Consider the following 17,499-nt stretch of genomic DNA (forward strand, 5'->3'; position numbering starts at 1 on the left):
CGCCTTACCTCACGGCATGACCAGCGCGCCGATCCGGGCGCAGCCTTGACCGAAAGATGGAGCGGTAGCGCGACTTCAAACCCACCTTGCTAGGCCTCGCGTCGAGCGCCTCTGGCGAAGCTATGAAGGCAACCGACGTGACACGCTCTTGATCAGCGACAAGAAGAGTAATCGCAGTGACGCCGGTCACACGACGGTCCCGGATGTAGCAAATAATCACCTAGGGGGTGCTGGCCACCCACTTATACCTGCAAGATTTTGAAGAACGTCTAATGCACCTATCACCCTCCCAGTTTCGACTGGCGGTTTCGTTTGCACGCCCTTAGGGCTTCGATCTCGTATCGAATAGATAAATCGGCAACACACCACCATCGTTACTGCCCAACGCCACTTAATATTTAAACTGCTTTATTAATAGCCTTTGCTGAGTACTCAGCTTGGTAAGCCCCGCACTCACAGAGGCACTGTTCTGCGCCTCTCGCGCCACCTCTGCAGCAGCACTATTAATACTCTCAATGTTCCTGCTAATATCTTCAGCGACCATACTTTGTTCTTCAGCCGCACTAGCGATTTGTAAATTCATATCATTAATAAGCGATACAGCAACCGCTATACTACTTAACGCCGTAGTCGTATCGTCGGAGTGGCGAATGCTCTCATTCATTCGACTACCGCTATGCTCCATAGCCACTACAACCTCTCGAATACCTATATTTAGCTTCTCAACCATAGCGTTGATTTCCAACGTAGAACTTTGAGTCTTCATTGCAAGACTTCTAACTTCGTCCGCAACGACAGCAAAACCCCGACCTTGCTCTCCGGCCCGAGCTGCTTCGATTGCAGCATTTAACGCCAACAAGTTTGTTTGCCCTGCTATAGTCTGAATACTGTGGAGTATTTTGTTGATCTCAGAACTTCCCGCAGCCAGTGCTTGGACCATGTCAGAAGCATGAACCAGATCCTCTTGAAGCTTTTGCGTAGCTAGAGCGCTTGCTAACACAACAGCCTGACCTGACCTTACAGATTGGTCAGCATTGTTTGCTGCATCGGCGGCCCTACCTGCACTTTGAGATACTTCGTGAGCAGTAGCAGCCATTTCCTGGGCCGCCGCCGCGATAAGCTCGACTGCTTCCAGTTGCTTTTCTACTTTGGTCACAGTTACGTCAGAGTTTGCGCGCATAGTGTTCGCAGTATCAGCGATATCCGCAGTAAGCGAAGCAACTTGACCTATCAAAAGCCTAAGCTTGACTAAGAAATTATTGAATCCAGCACCGATTGCACCTAGTTCATCACGACGATCAATGTTCAGAGAGCGTGTCAGGTCCCCCTCACCATCAGCGATATCTGAAAGTCGATTTGCTGCTTGCTTAAGCGGGCGCCCAACTCCTAAGCTGATGAACCACAACAGGCAAACGCCTGCCACTGCGACAAATGTACTAATCGACGCCATTGCTCGAAGATCCCGCACGCTATTACTCACCAGTTCCTGCTGCAAATCCCACGCCTGCTTCATGACAACTTCAAGCGGAATTTTCACAAATAACGTCCAAGATAATCCCGAATCAGTGACCTCTAAGGGCATAGACAACTTGACAACCCCAGCTTTTTCATCAACCTCGTAACGTACAAATTGGTTTTTAGCAGTTTGTAATAAAGAGATATCATCTGGAGAAAGAATATTAGAGGCGAGCTTCCCCATTTCTTCCTCATTAGCTGTGCTTGCCACAATACGATTGTTTGCTGACAGCAAGGTCATGGTTCCTACGCCCTTATAAAGAGCACTATTGCTTTCAACCAACAGACGCTGAATAAACGATAACGGTACGTCGACTCCCGCCACACCAAAGAAAGCATTATCTATGATAATCGGAACCGTAAAAGAGGAAAGTAATTCTTTTTTACCTGACCCCATGTCATATACAGCTGGATCAGTAACACATGGCAACTTTCTTTCTTTAGCGCAAAGATAATATTCACCTTCCCGATCCCCAGTCCCCGTCTTGGTGCGACTATCAACAGAGGGGGCGGCCATAATTTTCACCTGTTGTTTGGCGTCACGGTACCAAGTGGTTAGAAATCTACCTGAGCCATCGTAACCATTTGATACTTCGCCTGAATAAAGCGCATCTTCATTGTCAAATGCTCCAGGTTCCCAAGCAAGGTAGACACTTGACAGGTCCGAGTTCGCAATCAGCATCTCTTTAATCAAGTTGGAAAGATGCTCCCTAGATAAGGTTGCAAGAGGATCGCCTGAGGGATTTTTCTTTCCTAGCAAAGAGTTAGTTACGGCGAGATCTTTTGCCACTTGTAGTGATGATTTAAGTTTGGCGCTTATTTCGGTCGCTTTGGATTTTGCAAGATTGGTGAGTTCCGCCTGAGCCTTGTCCGCAGCCAAAATGTTTGTAGCCTTTTTAATCTCCTCGGTATTGGTTTTGCCAAACAAAAAACTTAAGCCTAACAAGGTTGCTATAATTAACACCATTGCCACTCCCGACTGAGCGACAAAAAAAGTCTGAACTGATCTAAACTTTATCACCCTTCACCCCCGCACCTTTATGGTAGCCATCGCTTATGTTAGCCGATCACTTCTTCTACAAATCATTACCTATCGGATACGGAATTTTTTTGTCGACACCGAAGAACAAGGAGTAACCTCTCTAGCAATGTAGATGAACCCATTAAAATAAATAGGCAATCCATTCTTACGATAGACTCTACAGAGCAATAGAACCGCAATCGAAGCACCAACCATCCAAGTCTAAAGCTTTGAAATAACCACTTGTGAAGGAGACCAGAAGCGAGAAGTTCCGACGCCATCAACTGTTTATCTATAGCAAACGCCTGTAAAAATTGGTCATTCAAATCATTGTGATTCAGATACGTTTTAATCGCTAAGAACTGACGGGGCCTGCTGTATTGAATACGACGTTGCCGTTGATAGAAACAATGCACATTATAACTTTCGCTCGTTTGCAGTGCGCGTGTTGTCGCGAGCGGTTGAAAAGACTTAAACTAGAGTAAGTTACACCACAAACCGGTCCCGCAAGATTCCTTCTGTCGCTATGTCGATCAACCACCGATTAATTTCATCAACAGAACATCGCCAGTAAGCTCCTGCCTCTGCTTATCCGCCAAGGCACGTTTAGATGACTCTCTAATCGCCGTCAACGCCTCATTCTTGGGTAGATCCAGTAGGCTGCAAAAATAACGGCTGCGACTAAACGAAAGGCATCTATAAAGCCAGCCTGTTGAGGTAAGTCGTAGGCAAGTGCAACTGACGCAGAACGGAGCGCTCTCATTTGCGATTATGCCAAAGCAACCTCGACCAGGGATCTCGGAACGCTGCGTAGTGGCATCCGTCGTACCTGCTAATGGTGCGAAGAAATGCCTCTGCGATACAAGAGCAAGGATCTTTTGCATACCAATGAATTGCTGCGAAAAGGACTCGCAATCGCTCGCTAGATGCCCCATCCGTATTAGCTCGATAAAACGTAGCCCAGCTCCCAGGGCGAGGCAGAAGTCAAGCAGAATTTGCTCGTAGTTATGTCCACGCATGGGGACAATGTTAATCTTTAACTGCAGTCCAGCGCCGAGTGCCTTTTCGATGCCACTGAGCACCTCACTCAAATCCCCTCCACGGGCGATACGACGAAAGTCTCGTGGATTGAGGGTCTCCAGCGAGACGTTGATGCGCTTAATTGCGGCGTCGCGCAACATGCCAACCTTACGAGACAGTAATTGATCATTATTGGTCAGTGACACGCCCTCAAAGTCAAGAGACCCGAGTGCCACTTCCAAGCGATCAAACAGCGGACTGATCGAAGGCTTACCCCCAGCGAGACGCAAGGTACGTAGGTCATGAACCTGCTTAAGGTACTCCACTGCTGTCAAAAATTTTTCAAGCGGCAGAGCACCGTTTTCAGAACGCAAGCGCGCGCAATTGCAGGCACTGATCGAACTTAGCTGGAGGCTGCGAAATCGCCTGCCTCGTATATCTACAATCCGATAGGAAGCCTCAGAGCTCATCGCGCGGCCGTGCCCGGTATACGCGAATAATATCGGCCATCGCAGCCAACGCAATTTCAGCAGGGGTCTTGCTACCCAGCGCCAAACCAATAGGCATATGCAAGCGGGCGATATCCGCCTCACTCAACCCCCCAGAGCGTCGCAGTCGCTGAGCTCGGACTGCTGAAGTGCGTACAGATCCCATAACACCGATATAAAATGCTGGCGTACGTACCGCTTCGATAATGGCAAGGTCGTCAATACGGGGGTCGTGGGTTAATGCCACGACGGCTGTGGCTTGATGACAACCGTTGGCAGCAATGAATTGTGAGGGCAGTTGTTTGCGAACCTCAATGCCAGACACGTTGAAACCTATGTGAGCCTCCTCTCGCGGATCACAGACTATAACCTCAAAACCTAGAGTACGCGCAAAGTCTGCGCAGACCACAGAAACAGGCGAGATACCGGCAATTATAAGACGAATAGATGGACCGAATCGGATCTGCAGAGACATACCATCCGGCCCCTCAATCACGCGAGGACCCAAACCAACATCCTCACTCAAGTGTACTTTACCGTCGCGCAAATCAACGTGGCGAGTCACGCGGAGCTGCCCTCGCAAAGTTGCAAGTAAACACTCCATTTGAGACCAACTTTCAGGGACAGCCGAAAAACGCTCCACCAAAACTTTGAGGATGCCGCCACATGGCAGTGATATCCGTGGACCTTGTGGTCCTGAAGAGTCACCATAGCGCAGAATAGTTGTTGGATGATTAAACTCACCAGCTTGAAGTCGCTCGATAAAATCCTCTTCGACACAACCACCCGACAAGGAACCAATATGCCCGCCATCTCGCCGCGCGACTAACATCGATCCGGGTTCGCGCGGTGACGAGCCAAAAGTACCCAAGACAGTGCACAGCCACACAACCTCCCCCGCAAGAGACCAAGCTAACGCATGCTCAATAACCTGTAGATCAATATGCTGCATAGCTCTGCGCCCCATCTTACTAAATTACCAGTTCGATACCCACCCTACCTCTCCGCGGGAAGACATGTGCTAACAATCAAATATTTAAGCAACATGAAACGGCAACGACGCTCGCAACGCGGCAACACAGCTGCCACCACCTCGACCAGATAACGCACGCAATAGGATGATAAATATGCTGATAACCACTATGACAGACCATGAGAATCTCGAATTGACAATAGATGTCATTTACATTGACTCTGCGCGCCAATTAACTGCTACTTATCCTTTTATGCACAGACGCACTCATCTTAAACACTCAAGCTAGATGATATCGGCATCACCGGTACACCGATTCTGCTAAATTACAGGAACCATAACGGGCGCTGCACTGGATCCCCCCCGGGGAGATCGTCACTGCTCAAACTCTACTCGCAACGGCAGTCACCAGATTTAGGGCATGATCACGAAACTCTTGCGCACGGTTTCGCGGATATCCCAGACGCCGTGACAGTTCACAGGAAACAACAATGCGTCACCCACGTGACGTTCAATGGCTGGCCTCCGCCCGGATGAAAATGCAATGACTGGCAATAAAATGACTAAACTCACGCGCCAGCACCTTGCAAAGCCAGCGCTTAGGCGATCACTCCCAGATACCGGCCTGCAGGCCGACTGGCCCCTCTCCAGCATGGGTGTCGGTGCTCATCACAGGTTTGTCGATGGTCACTTACCGGGCCAGCGACAGGAAGGACCAAATCGGCGGTACTCGCTAATACAATCGGTTGCAGCATGACCCTTTCTTTATTCTAACGATTCTTGTCTTCCAGCCCCGCCGACTCCAGGCCAGCGACCGCAGGGTCCAGTCGAACGAGGCTGCGACTGTCCGCTTCTGCCGCCTCCTTGCGCTGCATTGCGCACCATCAATCCGCCGGCAGGGTGGAAACAGTTTCGGTTTACGACCGACCAATCCGCAGTGGCCTCACTCACCTCCAGCCCTAGCGCCAGGCTGGCGAGAATGCGTCCGCCCAGACGGCTCGGCCCCACGCCATTGCCGCTCCAACCAATGCCGTACTCTATGTTCGTCGCTCCCTTCAGGTGACCAACCACCGGAAGGCTATCGAACGTTCGATCGACGGGACCGCACCACGAATGAGTGATCGTCACGTTACTGAGATGCGTATAAGGACGTCGAAAATCCTGTTTGATGTCTTGGCTGAGTTGAATATTATCGTCGTAGCTAGCATATATCCGGCTGCCGTAGCCGATCATCCGGGTGCCTTTACCGAACGCAATTCACCCGTCCTGGGTGGTGCGGTAGTAATCGACCATCAGTTGCGAATCGGTAATGGCCTCCTCGCCTATCCAGCCAATCGCTTCCAAACTTTCGGGAATAGGCGCGATATCGATTATCGTTCCAGTTACTGGCAAGACGGTGCGGCGTAGCGCAGGGGATCGCCGCCGCCAACACGTTGTTCTCCAGCACGACGTTCTAAGTTGTGAGCTGTCCTCTTGTTACCTGCAGCACGGCAGGCTCGCCACGCTCCAGACCAATTAAGGCGTGTTCGCGAAATCTTTGCACCATGCTCCAGCGCCACACGGCGTAGCCCGCGTACCAACCGCGCCGGGCGCGCGGTGGCATTACTGATTTCCAACACGCCTTCCAGATGCATTGGCGAGTGCGACGGGCGATTTCGCGGTTGGACAAGGGCATGGACAGGGCTTCGCCGAGTCGCTGGCAGGTCTGCAAAACGTCCTTCATGCACCCCGCAGGGCATCGCTGGTAGCCGTTGACGACCAGCCAGCCCGTCGGAAGTGAGCGTATATCCCATGGGCCTCGCAGAACTCCTCGATTTCACCAATGGCCGTAGCCGAGCCGCGTGCCAGGCGCACCGCTTCGCCTTCGCTGTTGCCGCTGAGCGAGAACTGACCCAGTAAAGGCATTTCTGCCGACTGAAAACTGACCCAGGTGTTCAACTGCTCCTGCTCACTTTCCGTGTATGAGAATACGGGGTGATCAGCATGGGAAATGTTGGAAAAAACCCGGCGGATGTACTTCCGCGGCGGGCTCTCGCTGCACTAGATAGCCAAGCGTACCGGGTTGTCGAGAAACACTATCCGAAAATGGATCAAAGCGCCCGAAGCTACTCGGCCAGCGTACCAGCGGTGCTCGACCTTCAACAACCTCAGCCCTTTCCACGACACGTTGGAACAGATGCTGACAGTCGATTCGTTCGGAGCAAAGCACAATCGCAGAAGTGCGAAAGCACTTTTTGAGCAGGTCAACACCGAGGGTTATGAAGGCTGCTATAGGCAGCTCACGGCGTTTGTAAGCTCTTGGCGAGGTGAGCAAGGCAAGTCTTTACGAGCTATTAGCACCGCTGACGTTTGCGCTCGGTGAAGCCTTTCAATTTGACTGGAGCGAAGAAGGGCTGCTGATCGGTGGTCTGTTTCAAAGAAACCAGGTCTCCCACATGAAGCTGTGCGCCAATCGCGCATTGCGGTTGGTTGCGTACCCGCCAAGGTCACGAGATGCTGGTCGATGCCCATATACGCTCGTTCGGAGCGTTAGGTGGCGTGCCGCGTCGCGGCATCTACGACAACCTGAAAACGGTTGTCGATGACGTCTATAAAGGCAAGGTCCGCATAGTCAATGCTCGGTTTTCCGGGATACCCGCGCACTACCTGTTCGATCCGGATTTCTGCAACGTAGTCTCTGGATGGGAAAAGGGCATTGTCGAAAATAACGTTTAAGACGGTCGCCGGCGCATTTGGCTTGACACTCAAAACTGCATGCTCCACACCTTTGAGGAACTGAGTGCCTGGCTCGGCCCACGCTGTCGTGCGCCCTAGAAAGAGCTGCTGCATCCGCATTACAACGGGCTGACGGTGGCGGAAGTTTTGGAGCTGGAGCGCGTCGAAATGATGCCGATGCCGACCGCCTTTGATGGCTTCGTAGAGCGCACCGTGAGGGTCTCCAGCACCTGCCTCATCAGTGTCGCACGAAATCGCCACTCGGTGTCTTGTGAGCAAGTCGGCCAGTGAGTGAGCAGCCGTCTTTACACATCCCGGATCGTGGTCATCGCCGATGACATGATGATCGCCAGCCACGAGCGTCTCTTTGATCGAGATCAGGTCAGTTTTGACTGGCAGCATTACATCCCACTCATCGAGCGCAGCCGGGTGCACTGCGCAATGGCGGTAAGCGGCCAGCGAACACACCTTCAGAATCCCAACGATAAGGGCGATGGTGTCCGCGTATTTTTAAGCGGACGCGATCACCCTTATCGCCAGGATTTCCATGCGCCAACGAAGCTCTTACCCGAAACCGTTCAAAGCCCAGGTCGTTCAGGAATGCCTGCAACCTGGTGCAACCGTGTCCAGTGTCGCCATCAGCCACGGCATCAACGCCAATGTTATCCGCAAGTGGCTGCCGCTCTATCGAGATCTGCCCGCAACACCTTCGCTGCCGGCATTTGTCCCGCTGAAGGCTGCACCTAAACGGCCCACCGAAACGTCAGTGACAATTGAATTGCCCATGACCGGCCAAATGATCACGGTGAAATGGCCAACCTCGGATCCCGAGGGCTGCGCGCAATTTATCCGGGCTGTCGCTCGATGATCCGCATCGATGCGATCTGGCTGGCCACCGAGCCGATGGACATGCGCGCCGGCACCGAAACCGCATTAGCCCGGGTGATTGCGGTGTTCGGTGCGGCGAAGCCGCACTGCGCTTACCTGTTCGCCAATCGCCGGGCTAACCGAATGAAAGTGCTGGTACACGATGGCGTGGGCATCTGGCTTGCCGCGCGTCGACTGAACCAAGGCAAGTTCCACTGGCCCGGCATTCGCCATGGCTGCGAGGTCGAACTCGACAGCGAACAACTCCAGGCCTTGGTGCTGGGCCTGCCGTGGCAGCGCGTCGGCACAGGCGGTGTGATCAGCATGCTGTAAACGTCGGCCATTTGGCCGGTCTACTTGTCGTCGCATCGCGCCTGCTCTGGCACAATCGGCGGCATGACTTCCTCGCCCAACCTCGACCAGATGCCCCCGGAACAGCTTCGTGCCTTGGCGGCACAGGCGTTGCAGTTACAATCCCAGGTCGAGGCGATGAGCAGGAAAATCCACAACAATGAAACCATCATCGAGCAGCTCACTTACGAGATCGCTCTGCTCAAACGCCACAAGTTTGCCAAGCGCAGCGAGCAAATCAGTCCGGCGCAAGGCAGCTTGCTGGATGACCTGCTCGACACCGACCTTGAAGCTATCGAGGCCGAGCTGAAACAACTCCTTCCAGCTTCGCCACAAGCCGAGCCACGGCAATCCCCGAAACGTTCGCCATTGCCGCCGCAGTTCCCGCGCACGGTGATTCGCCACGAGCCTGAAAATACTCAGTGCGCCTGTGGCTGCCAACTTCAACGCATCGGCGAAGACGTCAGCGAGAAGCTGGATTACACGCCGGGCCTGTTTACCGTCGAGCAACATGTGCGGGGAAAATGGGCCTGCCGTCAGTGCGAAACCCTGATCCAGGCGCCGGTACCAGCCCAGGTTATTGATAAAGGCATCCCGACCGCAGGTTTGTTGGCCCACGTGATGGTGGCCAAGTTTGCCGATCACTTGCCGCTGTACAGACAGGAAAAAATCTTTGGCCGCGCCGGGCTGCCAATTGCCCGCTCGACCCTGGCGCAGTGGGTCGGACAAACTGGCGTGCGGCTTCAGCCACTGGTCGATGCACTGCGTGAAGCCGTGCTGAACCAGGACGTGATCCACGCCGATGAAACACCGGTGCAAATGCTTGCACCAGGCGAGAAGAAAACCCACCGGGCCTATGTCTGGGCCTACAGCACCACGCCGTTTTCGGCACTCAAAGCGGTGGTTTACGACTTCAGCCCAAGCCGTGCCGGAGAACATGCACGCAACTTCCTGGGCGACTGGAACGGCAAGCTGGTCTGCGACGACTTCGCAGGATACAAGGCCGGTTTTGAACAAGGCATCACTGAAATCGGCTGCATGGCTCACGCCCGTCGCAAGTTTTTCGTAACCGATCCATAAACCCCACCTACCACAAGGTGGAAGCCAAGGTTACCGTGGCATCTCTGGCGAACAGTTCCATGGCAGCAGCGCTTCGTAGGCTGCTACCGATGAGGCGTGCGGCAGTCGCTCCAGGACGTGGCGCAGCCACGTATAGGGCTCTTGGCCGTTGACCTTGGCGGTTTCGACCAAGCTGTAGATCTGCGCGCTAGCCGTGGCTCCCTTGGGCGTGTCACTGAACAGCCAAGCTTTGCGCCCGATCACAAACGGCTTTATGGCCCGCTCTGCCAGGTTGTTGTCGATCGGCAGGTGGCCCGCCTCGACATACCGCTCCAAGCGGTTCCAGTTGTTTGCCAGGTAAAGCACCGCCTTGCCCAGTACGCTTTGCGGTGTCACCTGTGAGTGCGTCTTGTCGAGCCAACTTTTCAACTGCTCAAGGATCGGCAGGCTTCGTTCCTGACGACCGATGAATCGCTGTTCATCGCTGGCATCCTTGAGGTCGCGTTCGATGCCATACAGTTTGTTGATCATCGTCAGCGCAACATCGGCGCGACCGGTCTTGCCCTTAGGCTGCACCTTCTGCGCTTCGACGAATTTACGCCGGACATGCGCCATGCACGCCAGTCGTTCAACGCCCGGCTGTAGCGCCAACGCGTTGTAACCGGCGTAATCATCGGTCATCACGTAACCGCGATAGCCCTCCAGCAGGCGCAGCGGCACCTCCTGCGCGCGGCTGGTGGTGTAATCGAACAGCACGACTTGTCGATCAGGCGGGCCACTGGCCTGCACCCACATCCAGGATTGACTGGTCGGATCACGATCCGGCTCTTTGAGCACCTGCACGCGAGTTTCATCGCAATGGATCACCGGGCTTTCCAGCAGGCGGTCACGCATCAGGTTCAGCAGTGGCTGAAAGTGTTCGCTGCACTGGATGACCCAGCGGGCCAGGGTTTGCCGGGGGATCTCGATACCATGTCGGTTCAGCACCGTTTCGAAGCGGTGCAGCGGCAGGCCATCGACGTACTTGGTGGTTAGCAACATCGCCAGCACGCTGGGACTGGCCATGCTCTTTTCAATCAATTGGGCCGGCTTGTCAGCGGTGACCGGCGCGGTTTCGCAGCCACGGCAGCCATAGATTTTGCGTACGTGTTTAAGCACACGGATCTGCATCGGCACGATGTCGAGTTGTTCGCTGGTTTGCTCGCCAACCACGTGTTTGCGGCAACCACAGGCGCAAGTCAGTTCGTGCTCGGGCAAGTCATGAATGACTTCAATGCGTGGCAGGTCAGCCGACAGTGGCTTGCGTTTGCCGCGCTGCTTGCTTGGCGCAACAACTTCTTCGTCGGCATCATCAGCGGTAGGTACCCACTGACTTTCGGGTTCATTGAACAACGCCAGTTGGGGCGTGTTGGACTCGACGGTTTGCTCGGACTTGCGATTGAATAATCGGTCACGCAGCAGCTTGACCTGTTCTTTAAGGTCGACGATCTGACCTTTGTCGACCGTGCGCTCGGCCAACAACTGCGCAAGCAGTAGTTTGAGCGCGGCAGGGTCGTCAGGAAGGTTATCGGGCACTGAAATCATGGCCCGGATTATACCCGGTCAGGCGACGAAACGAGGAGTCAAAACCTGATGCGGACGGTTGCGCCAGAGATCGAAACCGTCGAGTAGCCAATTCAGTTCCTGGACGGTCAGTACGATAGCTTCGTCGGTCGCGTCGGGTGAAGTTTTGAAACGCTCGGCTTCGAGGCGCTTGAGCCAAAGGCAGAAGCCGTTGCGCTCCCAATACAACACCTTGATGCGGTTACGGGCTTTATTGAGGAAGACGAAAAGTACCGGGTCGAACACGGCGACCTTGATGTCCAGTTCGACCAGGGCAGTGAGGCCGTCGATGGACTTTCGAAAGTCCACGGGCTTGGGGTAGAGGTAGACTTTTTCGACTTTGCTGTCGGGGCGCATCATGGCGGGCTGGCTCCAGAAAGAAATCGGGAGCACAGCATCGGGAATCAGGTGGACGGTTGGAATGTGGGGATGATGGATCCCTTACAGTTTTTCGATCTGCACGTGGCGAACAAAAGCCAGCTGGCCGAACAGGCGCTGCACTCAATTGGCGGTTTGTACGAGGTTGAACGCCAGGCTCGGGACATGAGCAACGAAGACCGTTGGCGAATACGTCAGGAAATGGCAGTACCGATCAGCAAAACATTGCATGACTGGATGCTAGCCCAGCGCGACTTGGTGCCCAACGGATCAGCCACGGCCAAAGCCCTCGATTACAGCCTGAAACGCTGGGTAGCGCTGACGCGCTATCTGGACGATGGAGCTGTGCCTATCGACAACAACCAGGTCGAGAACCAGATACGGCCATGGGCACTCGGGCGCTCGAACTGGTTATTTGCCGGGTCGCTGCGCAGCGGCAAACGGGCGGCGGCGATCATGAGTTTGATCCAGTCGGCGCGCATGAATGGGCATGATCCGTATGCCTATCTCAAAGATGTGCTGACGCGGTTGCCAACACAGCGAGCCAGTGAGATCGGGCAACTGTTGCCGCATCAGTGGGTACCGGCCTGACTTACGCAAGGTGAGTTGGGCGGACGCTTACCAATGGCGCACCGTTTACCTATCTGCCCCAGCCGTTGCGGCTTTTAAAACGGGACCTGAGACTTCATAGCAACGGTGAACGAATCATGACGCAGGTGCACACTGCCGCGCCCATCGCCGGTCTTGATCCGGTGCTAGTAGCGTAGAACTGGTGCTTGACTCGGGAAGTCTGAGCGCCGATCACATCTTAAATGTTCTCGTCCGGCTCACCGCTACTGCACAGCCGCCTTCCGTAGAAACCAGCCTGCAACTCAGGGTGAGTCCCGTTGCCAACACGGCCCGATCTGACCAATTCCGTACAACAGATGAGGAGAGCCGCAATGCGTGATTGATGGCAGAACTTAAAGAACTGCGTCTACGTGGCATAGCTCAAGCTTGGGAAGAGTTGGCGGCGAAGGGAGAAGCTTCGACGGCATCCTCGAAATGGCTGCTTGAGTATCTACTCCAACAGGAGCAGGCAGATCGCGCCGTGCGCTCTGTGAATCATCAGATGAACGTGCCAAAGCTTCCCATGTACCTTGATTTAGCTAACTTTGACTTCAGCGTTTCTAGGGATGATTGTCTTTCTGGTCAAGGAGTTATCCTACCAGAAGGTTAGGGAGCCAGCGTAAAAATGTGGTCTTCATCGGCCGGCCTTGAACAAGGAAAAGACACCTGACCAGTGCCTTGGTTGTGTCAGGAAAAACGACGCATAAGAACGAGTAGGGTTCTTCTCCACGGTGGTTCTGGTCAATCTGCTGGAGCGTCAAAAGTAAGATGGTAAGGCAGGCCGAATCGCCCAGAAGCTACTTCGCACAAACCTGATGATACTCGATGAGCTTGGGTACTTGCCTTCAGCCAAAATGGTGGCGCATTGTTATTTCACCTGCTTTCCAAGCTGTACGAACACACCAGCGTGGTCATCACCACCAACTCAATTTCTCGGAATGGTCGAGTGTGTTGGCTGACGCCAAGATGACCACAGCGTTACTGGACCAGCTTACACACCACTGCTACATCGTCCAAACGCGCAACGAGCCCTACCGCCTGCAACACAGCACCTTGGCAGACCAGACAAAGTTCAAATCGCGTGAACGAAAGCGCAAGAATGCAGAGGATATCGAGGACGACGCACCGTTCTGACCGGCACCATAAATACCCTGCTGCATGCCTACATGCGGTTGGGCTTGATCAGCCTTCAAGCGGAACACGACTGCTAAGCTTATCCACAATTGTTGGGGCAAAAATCAGCAATCCGCCCCGGGTCATTTTTCAATCGGCAGTGTGGGTCAGCTTTCAATCACCGCCTACAGTGTATGCTCCCTAGAGGAGGCTATTGCCTATAGGCCAATGATGCCGATTTTGGTCTGGATGCGACGATCTTTACCTCGAGCCTCGAATCGGCCACGCGTGCGGCCACTGAGATCGACAGGGGCCATGTATGGATCATACGACCCGATCAAAGACAATGTCGCAGCTCCATTTAGGGGTAGAAAATATCCGGGTTGGGGTGTGAATTAGGTCAGGACGGTATTCATCCCTATACTGACGTAAGACACGTGCATATGCAGTTTAAGCCCACAGAACAAATCGGGTAGTACCCGTACACCCGTCCGGATTTGATCGATAAGCGACTGCGTCGCGTGATCCTTCATACGACGCGCTCACTCCTCCGGTCATACCACCTGCGGACTTATTGACATGGCGGCCACATTCATTAACGCTTCAATCTTACTGCCCGCATTGTAACTCCGATTGCTCCATATGTCAGATCATCAGTAAAGAGACACAGTGTAACTTAGAATCAAACGATTTTCGTCAAAGTCATTTGCGAAGTTGTTACGTACTGTAGCGTTGCGCCATTTCAACATGAGGTTCTTCAAAGGCCCTTGCTGGACAACATAAACTATATCCATATTCCGTTCCCACTCCTTCCCCTCAGCAAGCCCTGTGCCTTGGTCGATGTTAGTACCTCTGATATACCGAGTCATAAATGTCAGGCCCGGTACTCCAACGGAGGCAAAATCGAAATCGTAGCGCGCTTGCCAAGAAAACTCATCTTTACTTGCAAAGTCACCTATCTGAACGTAGTTCACCAAAAAAGCACCTGCACCATTGAGATAGGCGTAGCCAGTGTCCCCACTCATCCTTTGATAACCCAAACCAAGAATGTGACCGCTCAGCGAGTAGGAAAGCATTGCACCGAAAGCCCTATTATCAACATTGCTCCCGCCGTCATCAGTCGAATATGCATAACGAAGATCGGACTTCAGTGACTGATTGGAGGCAATAGGAAGTACGTAGGTCATGTTGAGAATATGCTGTTTATAAAGTTTTTCTAGCTCTCCATAGTTGTATGCAGTTGTGAGACCACTATGCCATTTGTAAGACACACCACCAAAACTGAAGTCTTCCCCCTGATTGCCGTTACTACCAAATTTGAAGTTACGCCTACCCCCAACAGAATTTAGACTCAAGTCCTGGAAGTCGCTAGAGTCCTGTTGATTGACCTTTCTAATTTGACCCACATCGAAATTTAGCCCCGCTATTTCCTGGGAGTTAACGTGCCCCCCAAGGAAATTCTGAGGTAAAAGGCGGGAGTCATTTGCAGTTACGGTCGGCAGCCGAGGCATCAAGCCGCCGAGTTTTACCGCTGTTTTGGAAATTTTCGCTTTCAACGTGACGGTTGTCTCTGAATATCCACCAGGACCATCGTCTCCGAATTTACTGGGCAGCAAATTAGTGCCGGCCCGCTCGTCTGAAGAGTCAAGTTTTAAACCGAGACCAGCATAAGCATCCAAACCGAAGCCGACGGCTCCAGAGGTATATCCGGATTCCGCCTTGAGGATAAATCCCTGCGCCCATTCTTCGCGTTTTGATTGCTGTGCATCCATAGTATCATGCAGATCACGATTAAAGTAAAAGTTGCGCGCTTCGACACTAGCTTTGCTATCTTTTATTAGTTCAGCGCTGGCAATCTGACTTGTAATCAAACCCGGAGTACAGATAGATGTTACGAGTGCCATGGAGTAAGTTTTCATTATTGTTTTATCCAGAATTATCAGCAGCAAATCAGAGCAAAGAAGTTTAAACAGCTAATTATCATGCAAGCATCGAATCACTTCCATTCACTCAACAACGCCTCCGCTACGACCGCACCCGAAGACCATATCAAACGAATTGAGGAGAGCTGAGGTGAATTGGCGTGGGAGACGCTTATTCATATAAAAAGCCGAAACACCGCATGATACTTCTCTACAACTTCAATATTTCAGAGCATTAAATTATTAACAACCGAAATAGAGAACAAGACACGCCACCAAGCACCACACCCTTTCCTCATAGAGAATAGCGAAACCCTTATGCAAACTGGACTCCATCATTAATCGACACAAAGAGCTTAGTCAAAGAAACTGCCAGGCAACTTGTTTATATTTAAATAAGTGCAAGATAGGACCGAGTGCACCGCCCCATCCTGACTCATCACCCTTTCGTACGGGACAGCAACTTAAGTCATTTCAGCACAAGTCACTATTAGTTAACGTCCCGCAAATCAATACCCTTAGTTTCGCGCCAAGTCGCGACGACAGCAGCAGCCACCAGAACTATTGTGATTACGTAAATGTTAAATACCCACCCGCGATCTGATCCAGAAAGCCAAGAGTTTAGATAAGGTGCAGTACCTCCGAAAACCGCTACCCCGATAGACAATGCCCCCCCCATAACACGTGCTCGATATCGAGTGGGAATTTGCTCAGTTATGGTGGCTGGCATTGTTCCCCCTATGCAAGCCACAAGCGCCAACATCCCGCCTTGTGCAACGAATAGCGTCCAGCCCTGATTCGTGATCATGGCCATCGCTGGGAAGGTCAATAACGCAACAGCTACGAAGTAAAACAGGGTGACTGGCTTACGTCCCACGCGGTCAGATACATATCCCCAAAATGGCACCCCGACGATATAGACCACCTGGGCAAGTACTGTAGCCACGAAGGCGTCACCGGGATCCATACCTCGCTGGGTGATGGCAATGACTACTGCATAGCCTGTCCAGATATAAAACGGAATACCCACTCCCGCTTGATAGAAAAAAATTCCAAGTGAACGCTGGAGTATCTTCTTATTTGACCACTCGACCACCCTGGCAGCCCCTGGGCTTACAGGATCAGACTTCTTGGCATAATCTTCTAGGACTTCACTTTCAATCATATTCCTTCGTAAAAAAAGGACAATTACGGTTAGCGTAGCTCCTAAATAGAAGGGGATACGCCAACCCCACATGCTCATATCTTCAGGGGATATAATGTGAGTAAGAAAAGCGCCTACCAATGAAGCCAAGAGACTACCCATACCAGCGAAAAAATACATACTACTGGACCATAAGCCACGCCGCCCTTTAGGTGCAATTTCAGCCAGGTAGGTGTAAGAAGCTGTAGCCTCACCCCCGTGTGCAAAGCCCTGGAGCAATCTGGCAGATAAAATAATAAACGACGCAACACCCCCAATTGATGCATACGATGGTGCAACTGCGATGACAAGGCTGCCGATCCCCATAAGCAGCATCGAGATAAGGAGCACCGCTTTGCGGCCTCGAGAATCCGAAAGGGTGCCAAATACAATCCCGCCTAGCGGCCGTGAAATAAACCCGACAGCGAATATAGCCAACGTTCCTAATAGCGCTGAGGCGGGATCTCTAGGATCAAACATAGCTTTTGCGATATAGGACGCGAAAATCGCGTAAATTGTCCAATCAAACCACTCCAGACAATTTCCAAGACCGGTCGCTATCATCGAGCGCTTCCGTAACACACTCCCGAGTTTATAATCGAACTCAGACCCACCGCTATTCAGTGTAGTTGTAACAGTCATGATGCTGCTCCGCTTCTTATTGGTATTGGTTTCGCAGAAAT

The 17,499-nt window shown here is 52.6% G+C and carries 13 protein-coding genes and 5 pseudogenes; 9 read left to right on the forward strand and 9 right to left on the reverse strand.

Annotation, left to right across the window (positions count from 1 at the left end):
* Positions 1-391 precede the first annotated feature (391 nt).
* The 4 genes from NY023_RS21310 to NY023_RS27815 all read right to left on the reverse strand — a co-directional run bounded on the left by NY023_RS21310 (position 392) and on the right by NY023_RS27815 (position 6,250).
* Complete coding sequence (locus NY023_RS21310) at positions 392-2,482, reverse strand: methyl-accepting chemotaxis protein (protein WP_080563816.1); 2,091 nt, start codon at positions 2,480-2,482, stop codon at positions 392-394.
* A 587-nt stretch (positions 2,483-3,069) separates the two neighbouring features.
* Positions 3,070-3,930 (reverse strand): radical SAM protein, encoded by an 861-nt coding sequence (locus tag NY023_RS21315; RefSeq protein ID WP_230491484.1) that lies wholly within the window; start codon positions 3,928-3,930, stop codon positions 3,070-3,072.
* 85 nt (positions 3,931-4,015) lie between these two features.
* A complete protein-coding gene (locus NY023_RS21320; protein WP_024087615.1) occupies positions 4,016-4,996 on the reverse strand; it encodes an XdhC family protein in 981 nt (326 codons plus the stop codon).
* Positions 4,997-5,782: 786 nt separating this feature from the next.
* Positions 5,783-6,250 (reverse strand): FAD-dependent oxidoreductase, encoded by a 468-nt coding sequence (locus tag NY023_RS27815; protein ID WP_327127016.1) that lies wholly within the window; start codon positions 6,248-6,250, stop codon positions 5,783-5,785.
* On the opposite strand from NY023_RS27815, the gene NY023_RS21325 reads away from it, so the two are divergent.
* The gene (locus tag NY023_RS21325) at positions 6,131-6,424 is read left to right on the forward strand and encodes a hypothetical protein (RefSeq protein WP_135846678.1); all 294 of its coding nucleotides are present in this window, start codon (positions 6,131-6,133) and stop codon (positions 6,422-6,424) included. The genes NY023_RS27815 and NY023_RS21325 overlap by 120 nt on opposite strands.
* A gap of 312 nt (positions 6,425-6,736) precedes the next feature.
* Here NY023_RS21325 and NY023_RS21330 read toward each other — a convergent pair whose 3' ends face one another.
* On the reverse strand, positions 6,737-6,922 hold the full coding sequence (locus NY023_RS21330; RefSeq protein WP_196304911.1) for a hypothetical protein: 186 nt from the start codon (positions 6,920-6,922) through the stop codon (positions 6,737-6,739).
* A 139-nt stretch (positions 6,923-7,061) separates the two neighbouring features.
* On the opposite strand from NY023_RS21330, the pseudogene istA reads away from it, so the two are divergent.
* From istA to tnpC, 4 genes and pseudogenes are all read left to right on the forward strand, one after another.
* Positions 7,062-8,178, forward strand: a pseudogene (gene istA / locus NY023_RS21335) (IS21 family transposase); the annotation flags it as partial.
* Between the two features lie 101 nt (positions 8,179-8,279).
* A complete protein-coding gene (gene tnpA, locus NY023_RS21340) occupies positions 8,280-8,600 on the forward strand; it encodes an IS66-like element accessory protein TnpA (protein ID WP_013973870.1) in 321 nt (106 codons plus the stop codon).
* The gene (gene tnpB / locus NY023_RS21345; RefSeq protein WP_003141461.1) at positions 8,597-8,932 is read left to right on the forward strand and encodes an IS66 family insertion sequence element accessory protein TnpB; all 336 of its coding nucleotides are present in this window, start codon (positions 8,597-8,599) and stop codon (positions 8,930-8,932) included. The genes tnpA and tnpB (NY023_RS21345) overlap by 4 nt, the downstream gene beginning before the upstream one ends.
* A gap of 63 nt (positions 8,933-8,995) precedes the next feature.
* Positions 8,996-10,015: pseudogene (gene tnpC, locus NY023_RS21350) on the forward strand (IS66 family transposase); the annotation flags it as partial.
* Between the two features lie 45 nt (positions 10,016-10,060).
* Here tnpC and NY023_RS21355 read toward each other — a convergent pair.
* Positions 10,061-11,593: an IS66-like element ISPpu15 family transposase gene (locus tag NY023_RS21355; protein WP_013971142.1), complete on the reverse strand. Its 1,533-nt coding sequence runs from the start codon at positions 11,591-11,593 to the stop codon at positions 10,061-10,063.
* Between the two features lie 18 nt (positions 11,594-11,611).
* Positions 11,612-11,971 carry an IS66 family insertion sequence element accessory protein TnpB gene (tnpB, locus tag NY023_RS21360; protein WP_009687920.1) on the reverse strand — a complete coding sequence of 120 codons (360 nt, stop codon included), beginning with the start codon at positions 11,969-11,971 and terminating at the stop codon, positions 11,612-11,614.
* Between the two features lie 84 nt (positions 11,972-12,055).
* Between tnpB (NY023_RS21360) and NY023_RS21365 the strand changes: the two are divergent.
* The 4 genes and pseudogenes from NY023_RS21365 to NY023_RS27820 all read left to right on the forward strand — a co-directional run.
* Positions 12,056-12,580: pseudogene (locus NY023_RS21365) on the forward strand (IS66 family transposase); the annotation flags it as partial.
* A 26-nt stretch (positions 12,581-12,606) separates the two neighbouring features.
* A pseudogene (locus NY023_RS21370) lies at positions 12,607-12,938 on the forward strand (IS21 family transposase); the annotation flags it as partial.
* Between the two features lie 3 nt (positions 12,939-12,941).
* Positions 12,942-13,732 (forward strand): annotated as a pseudogene (gene istB, locus NY023_RS21375) (IS21-like element helper ATPase IstB).
* Between the two features lie 236 nt (positions 13,733-13,968).
* On the forward strand, positions 13,969-14,076 hold the full coding sequence (locus NY023_RS27820; RefSeq protein WP_410479893.1) for a hypothetical protein: 108 nt from the start codon (positions 13,969-13,971) through the stop codon (positions 14,074-14,076).
* 288 nt (positions 14,077-14,364) lie between these two features.
* On the opposite strand, the gene NY023_RS21380 is transcribed toward NY023_RS27820, so the two are convergent.
* Both NY023_RS21380 and NY023_RS21385 read right to left on the reverse strand, forming a co-directional pair.
* Complete coding sequence (locus NY023_RS21380) at positions 14,365-15,630, reverse strand: OprD family porin (protein ID WP_013973874.1); 1,266 nt, start codon at positions 15,628-15,630, stop codon at positions 14,365-14,367.
* Positions 15,631-16,123: 493 nt separating this feature from the next.
* A complete protein-coding gene (locus NY023_RS21385; RefSeq protein WP_013973875.1) occupies positions 16,124-17,458 on the reverse strand; it encodes an MFS transporter in 1,335 nt (444 codons plus the stop codon).
* Between the last annotated feature and the right edge of the window lie 41 nt (positions 17,459-17,499).

Source organism: Pseudomonas sp. NBB, from assembly GCF_032701105.1.
Taxonomy (GTDB): Bacteria; Pseudomonadota; Gammaproteobacteria; order Pseudomonadales; family Pseudomonadaceae; genus Aquipseudomonas; species Aquipseudomonas asiatica.

Bases quoted from the DNA above. Each gene is read 5' to 3' on its own strand.
- NY023_RS21310 (WP_080563816.1), bottom strand. From the start codon at position 2,482: ATGGTGTTAATTATAGCAACCTTGTTAGGCTTAAGTTTTTTGTTTGGC.
- NY023_RS21320 (WP_024087615.1), bottom strand. From the start codon at position 4,996: ATGCAGCATATTGATCTACAGGTTATTGAGCATGCGTTAGCTTGGTCT.
- NY023_RS21325 (WP_135846678.1), top strand. From the start codon at position 6,131: ATGAGTGATCGTCACGTTACTGAGATGCGTATAAGGACGTCGAAAATC.
- NY023_RS27815 (WP_327127016.1), bottom strand. From the start codon at position 6,250: ATGATCGGCTACGGCAGCCGGATATATGCTAGCTACGACGATAATATT.
- NY023_RS21330 (WP_196304911.1), bottom strand. From the start codon at position 6,922: ATGCCTTTACTGGGTCAGTTCTCGCTCAGCGGCAACAGCGAAGGCGAA.
- tnpA (WP_013973870.1), top strand. From the start codon at position 8,280: ATGCGCCAACGAAGCTCTTACCCGAAACCGTTCAAAGCCCAGGTCGTT.
- tnpB (WP_003141461.1), top strand. From the start codon at position 8,597: ATGATCCGCATCGATGCGATCTGGCTGGCCACCGAGCCGATGGACATG.
- NY023_RS21355 (WP_013971142.1), bottom strand. From the start codon at position 11,593: ATGATTTCAGTGCCCGATAACCTTCCTGACGACCCTGCCGCGCTCAAA.
- tnpB (WP_009687920.1), bottom strand. From the start codon at position 11,971: ATGATGCGCCCCGACAGCAAAGTCGAAAAAGTCTACCTCTACCCCAAG.
- NY023_RS21380 (WP_013973874.1), bottom strand. From the start codon at position 15,630: ATGAAAACTTACTCCATGGCACTCGTAACATCTATCTGTACTCCGGGT.
- NY023_RS21385 (WP_013973875.1), bottom strand. From the start codon at position 17,458: ATGACTGTTACAACTACACTGAATAGCGGTGGGTCTGAGTTCGATTAT.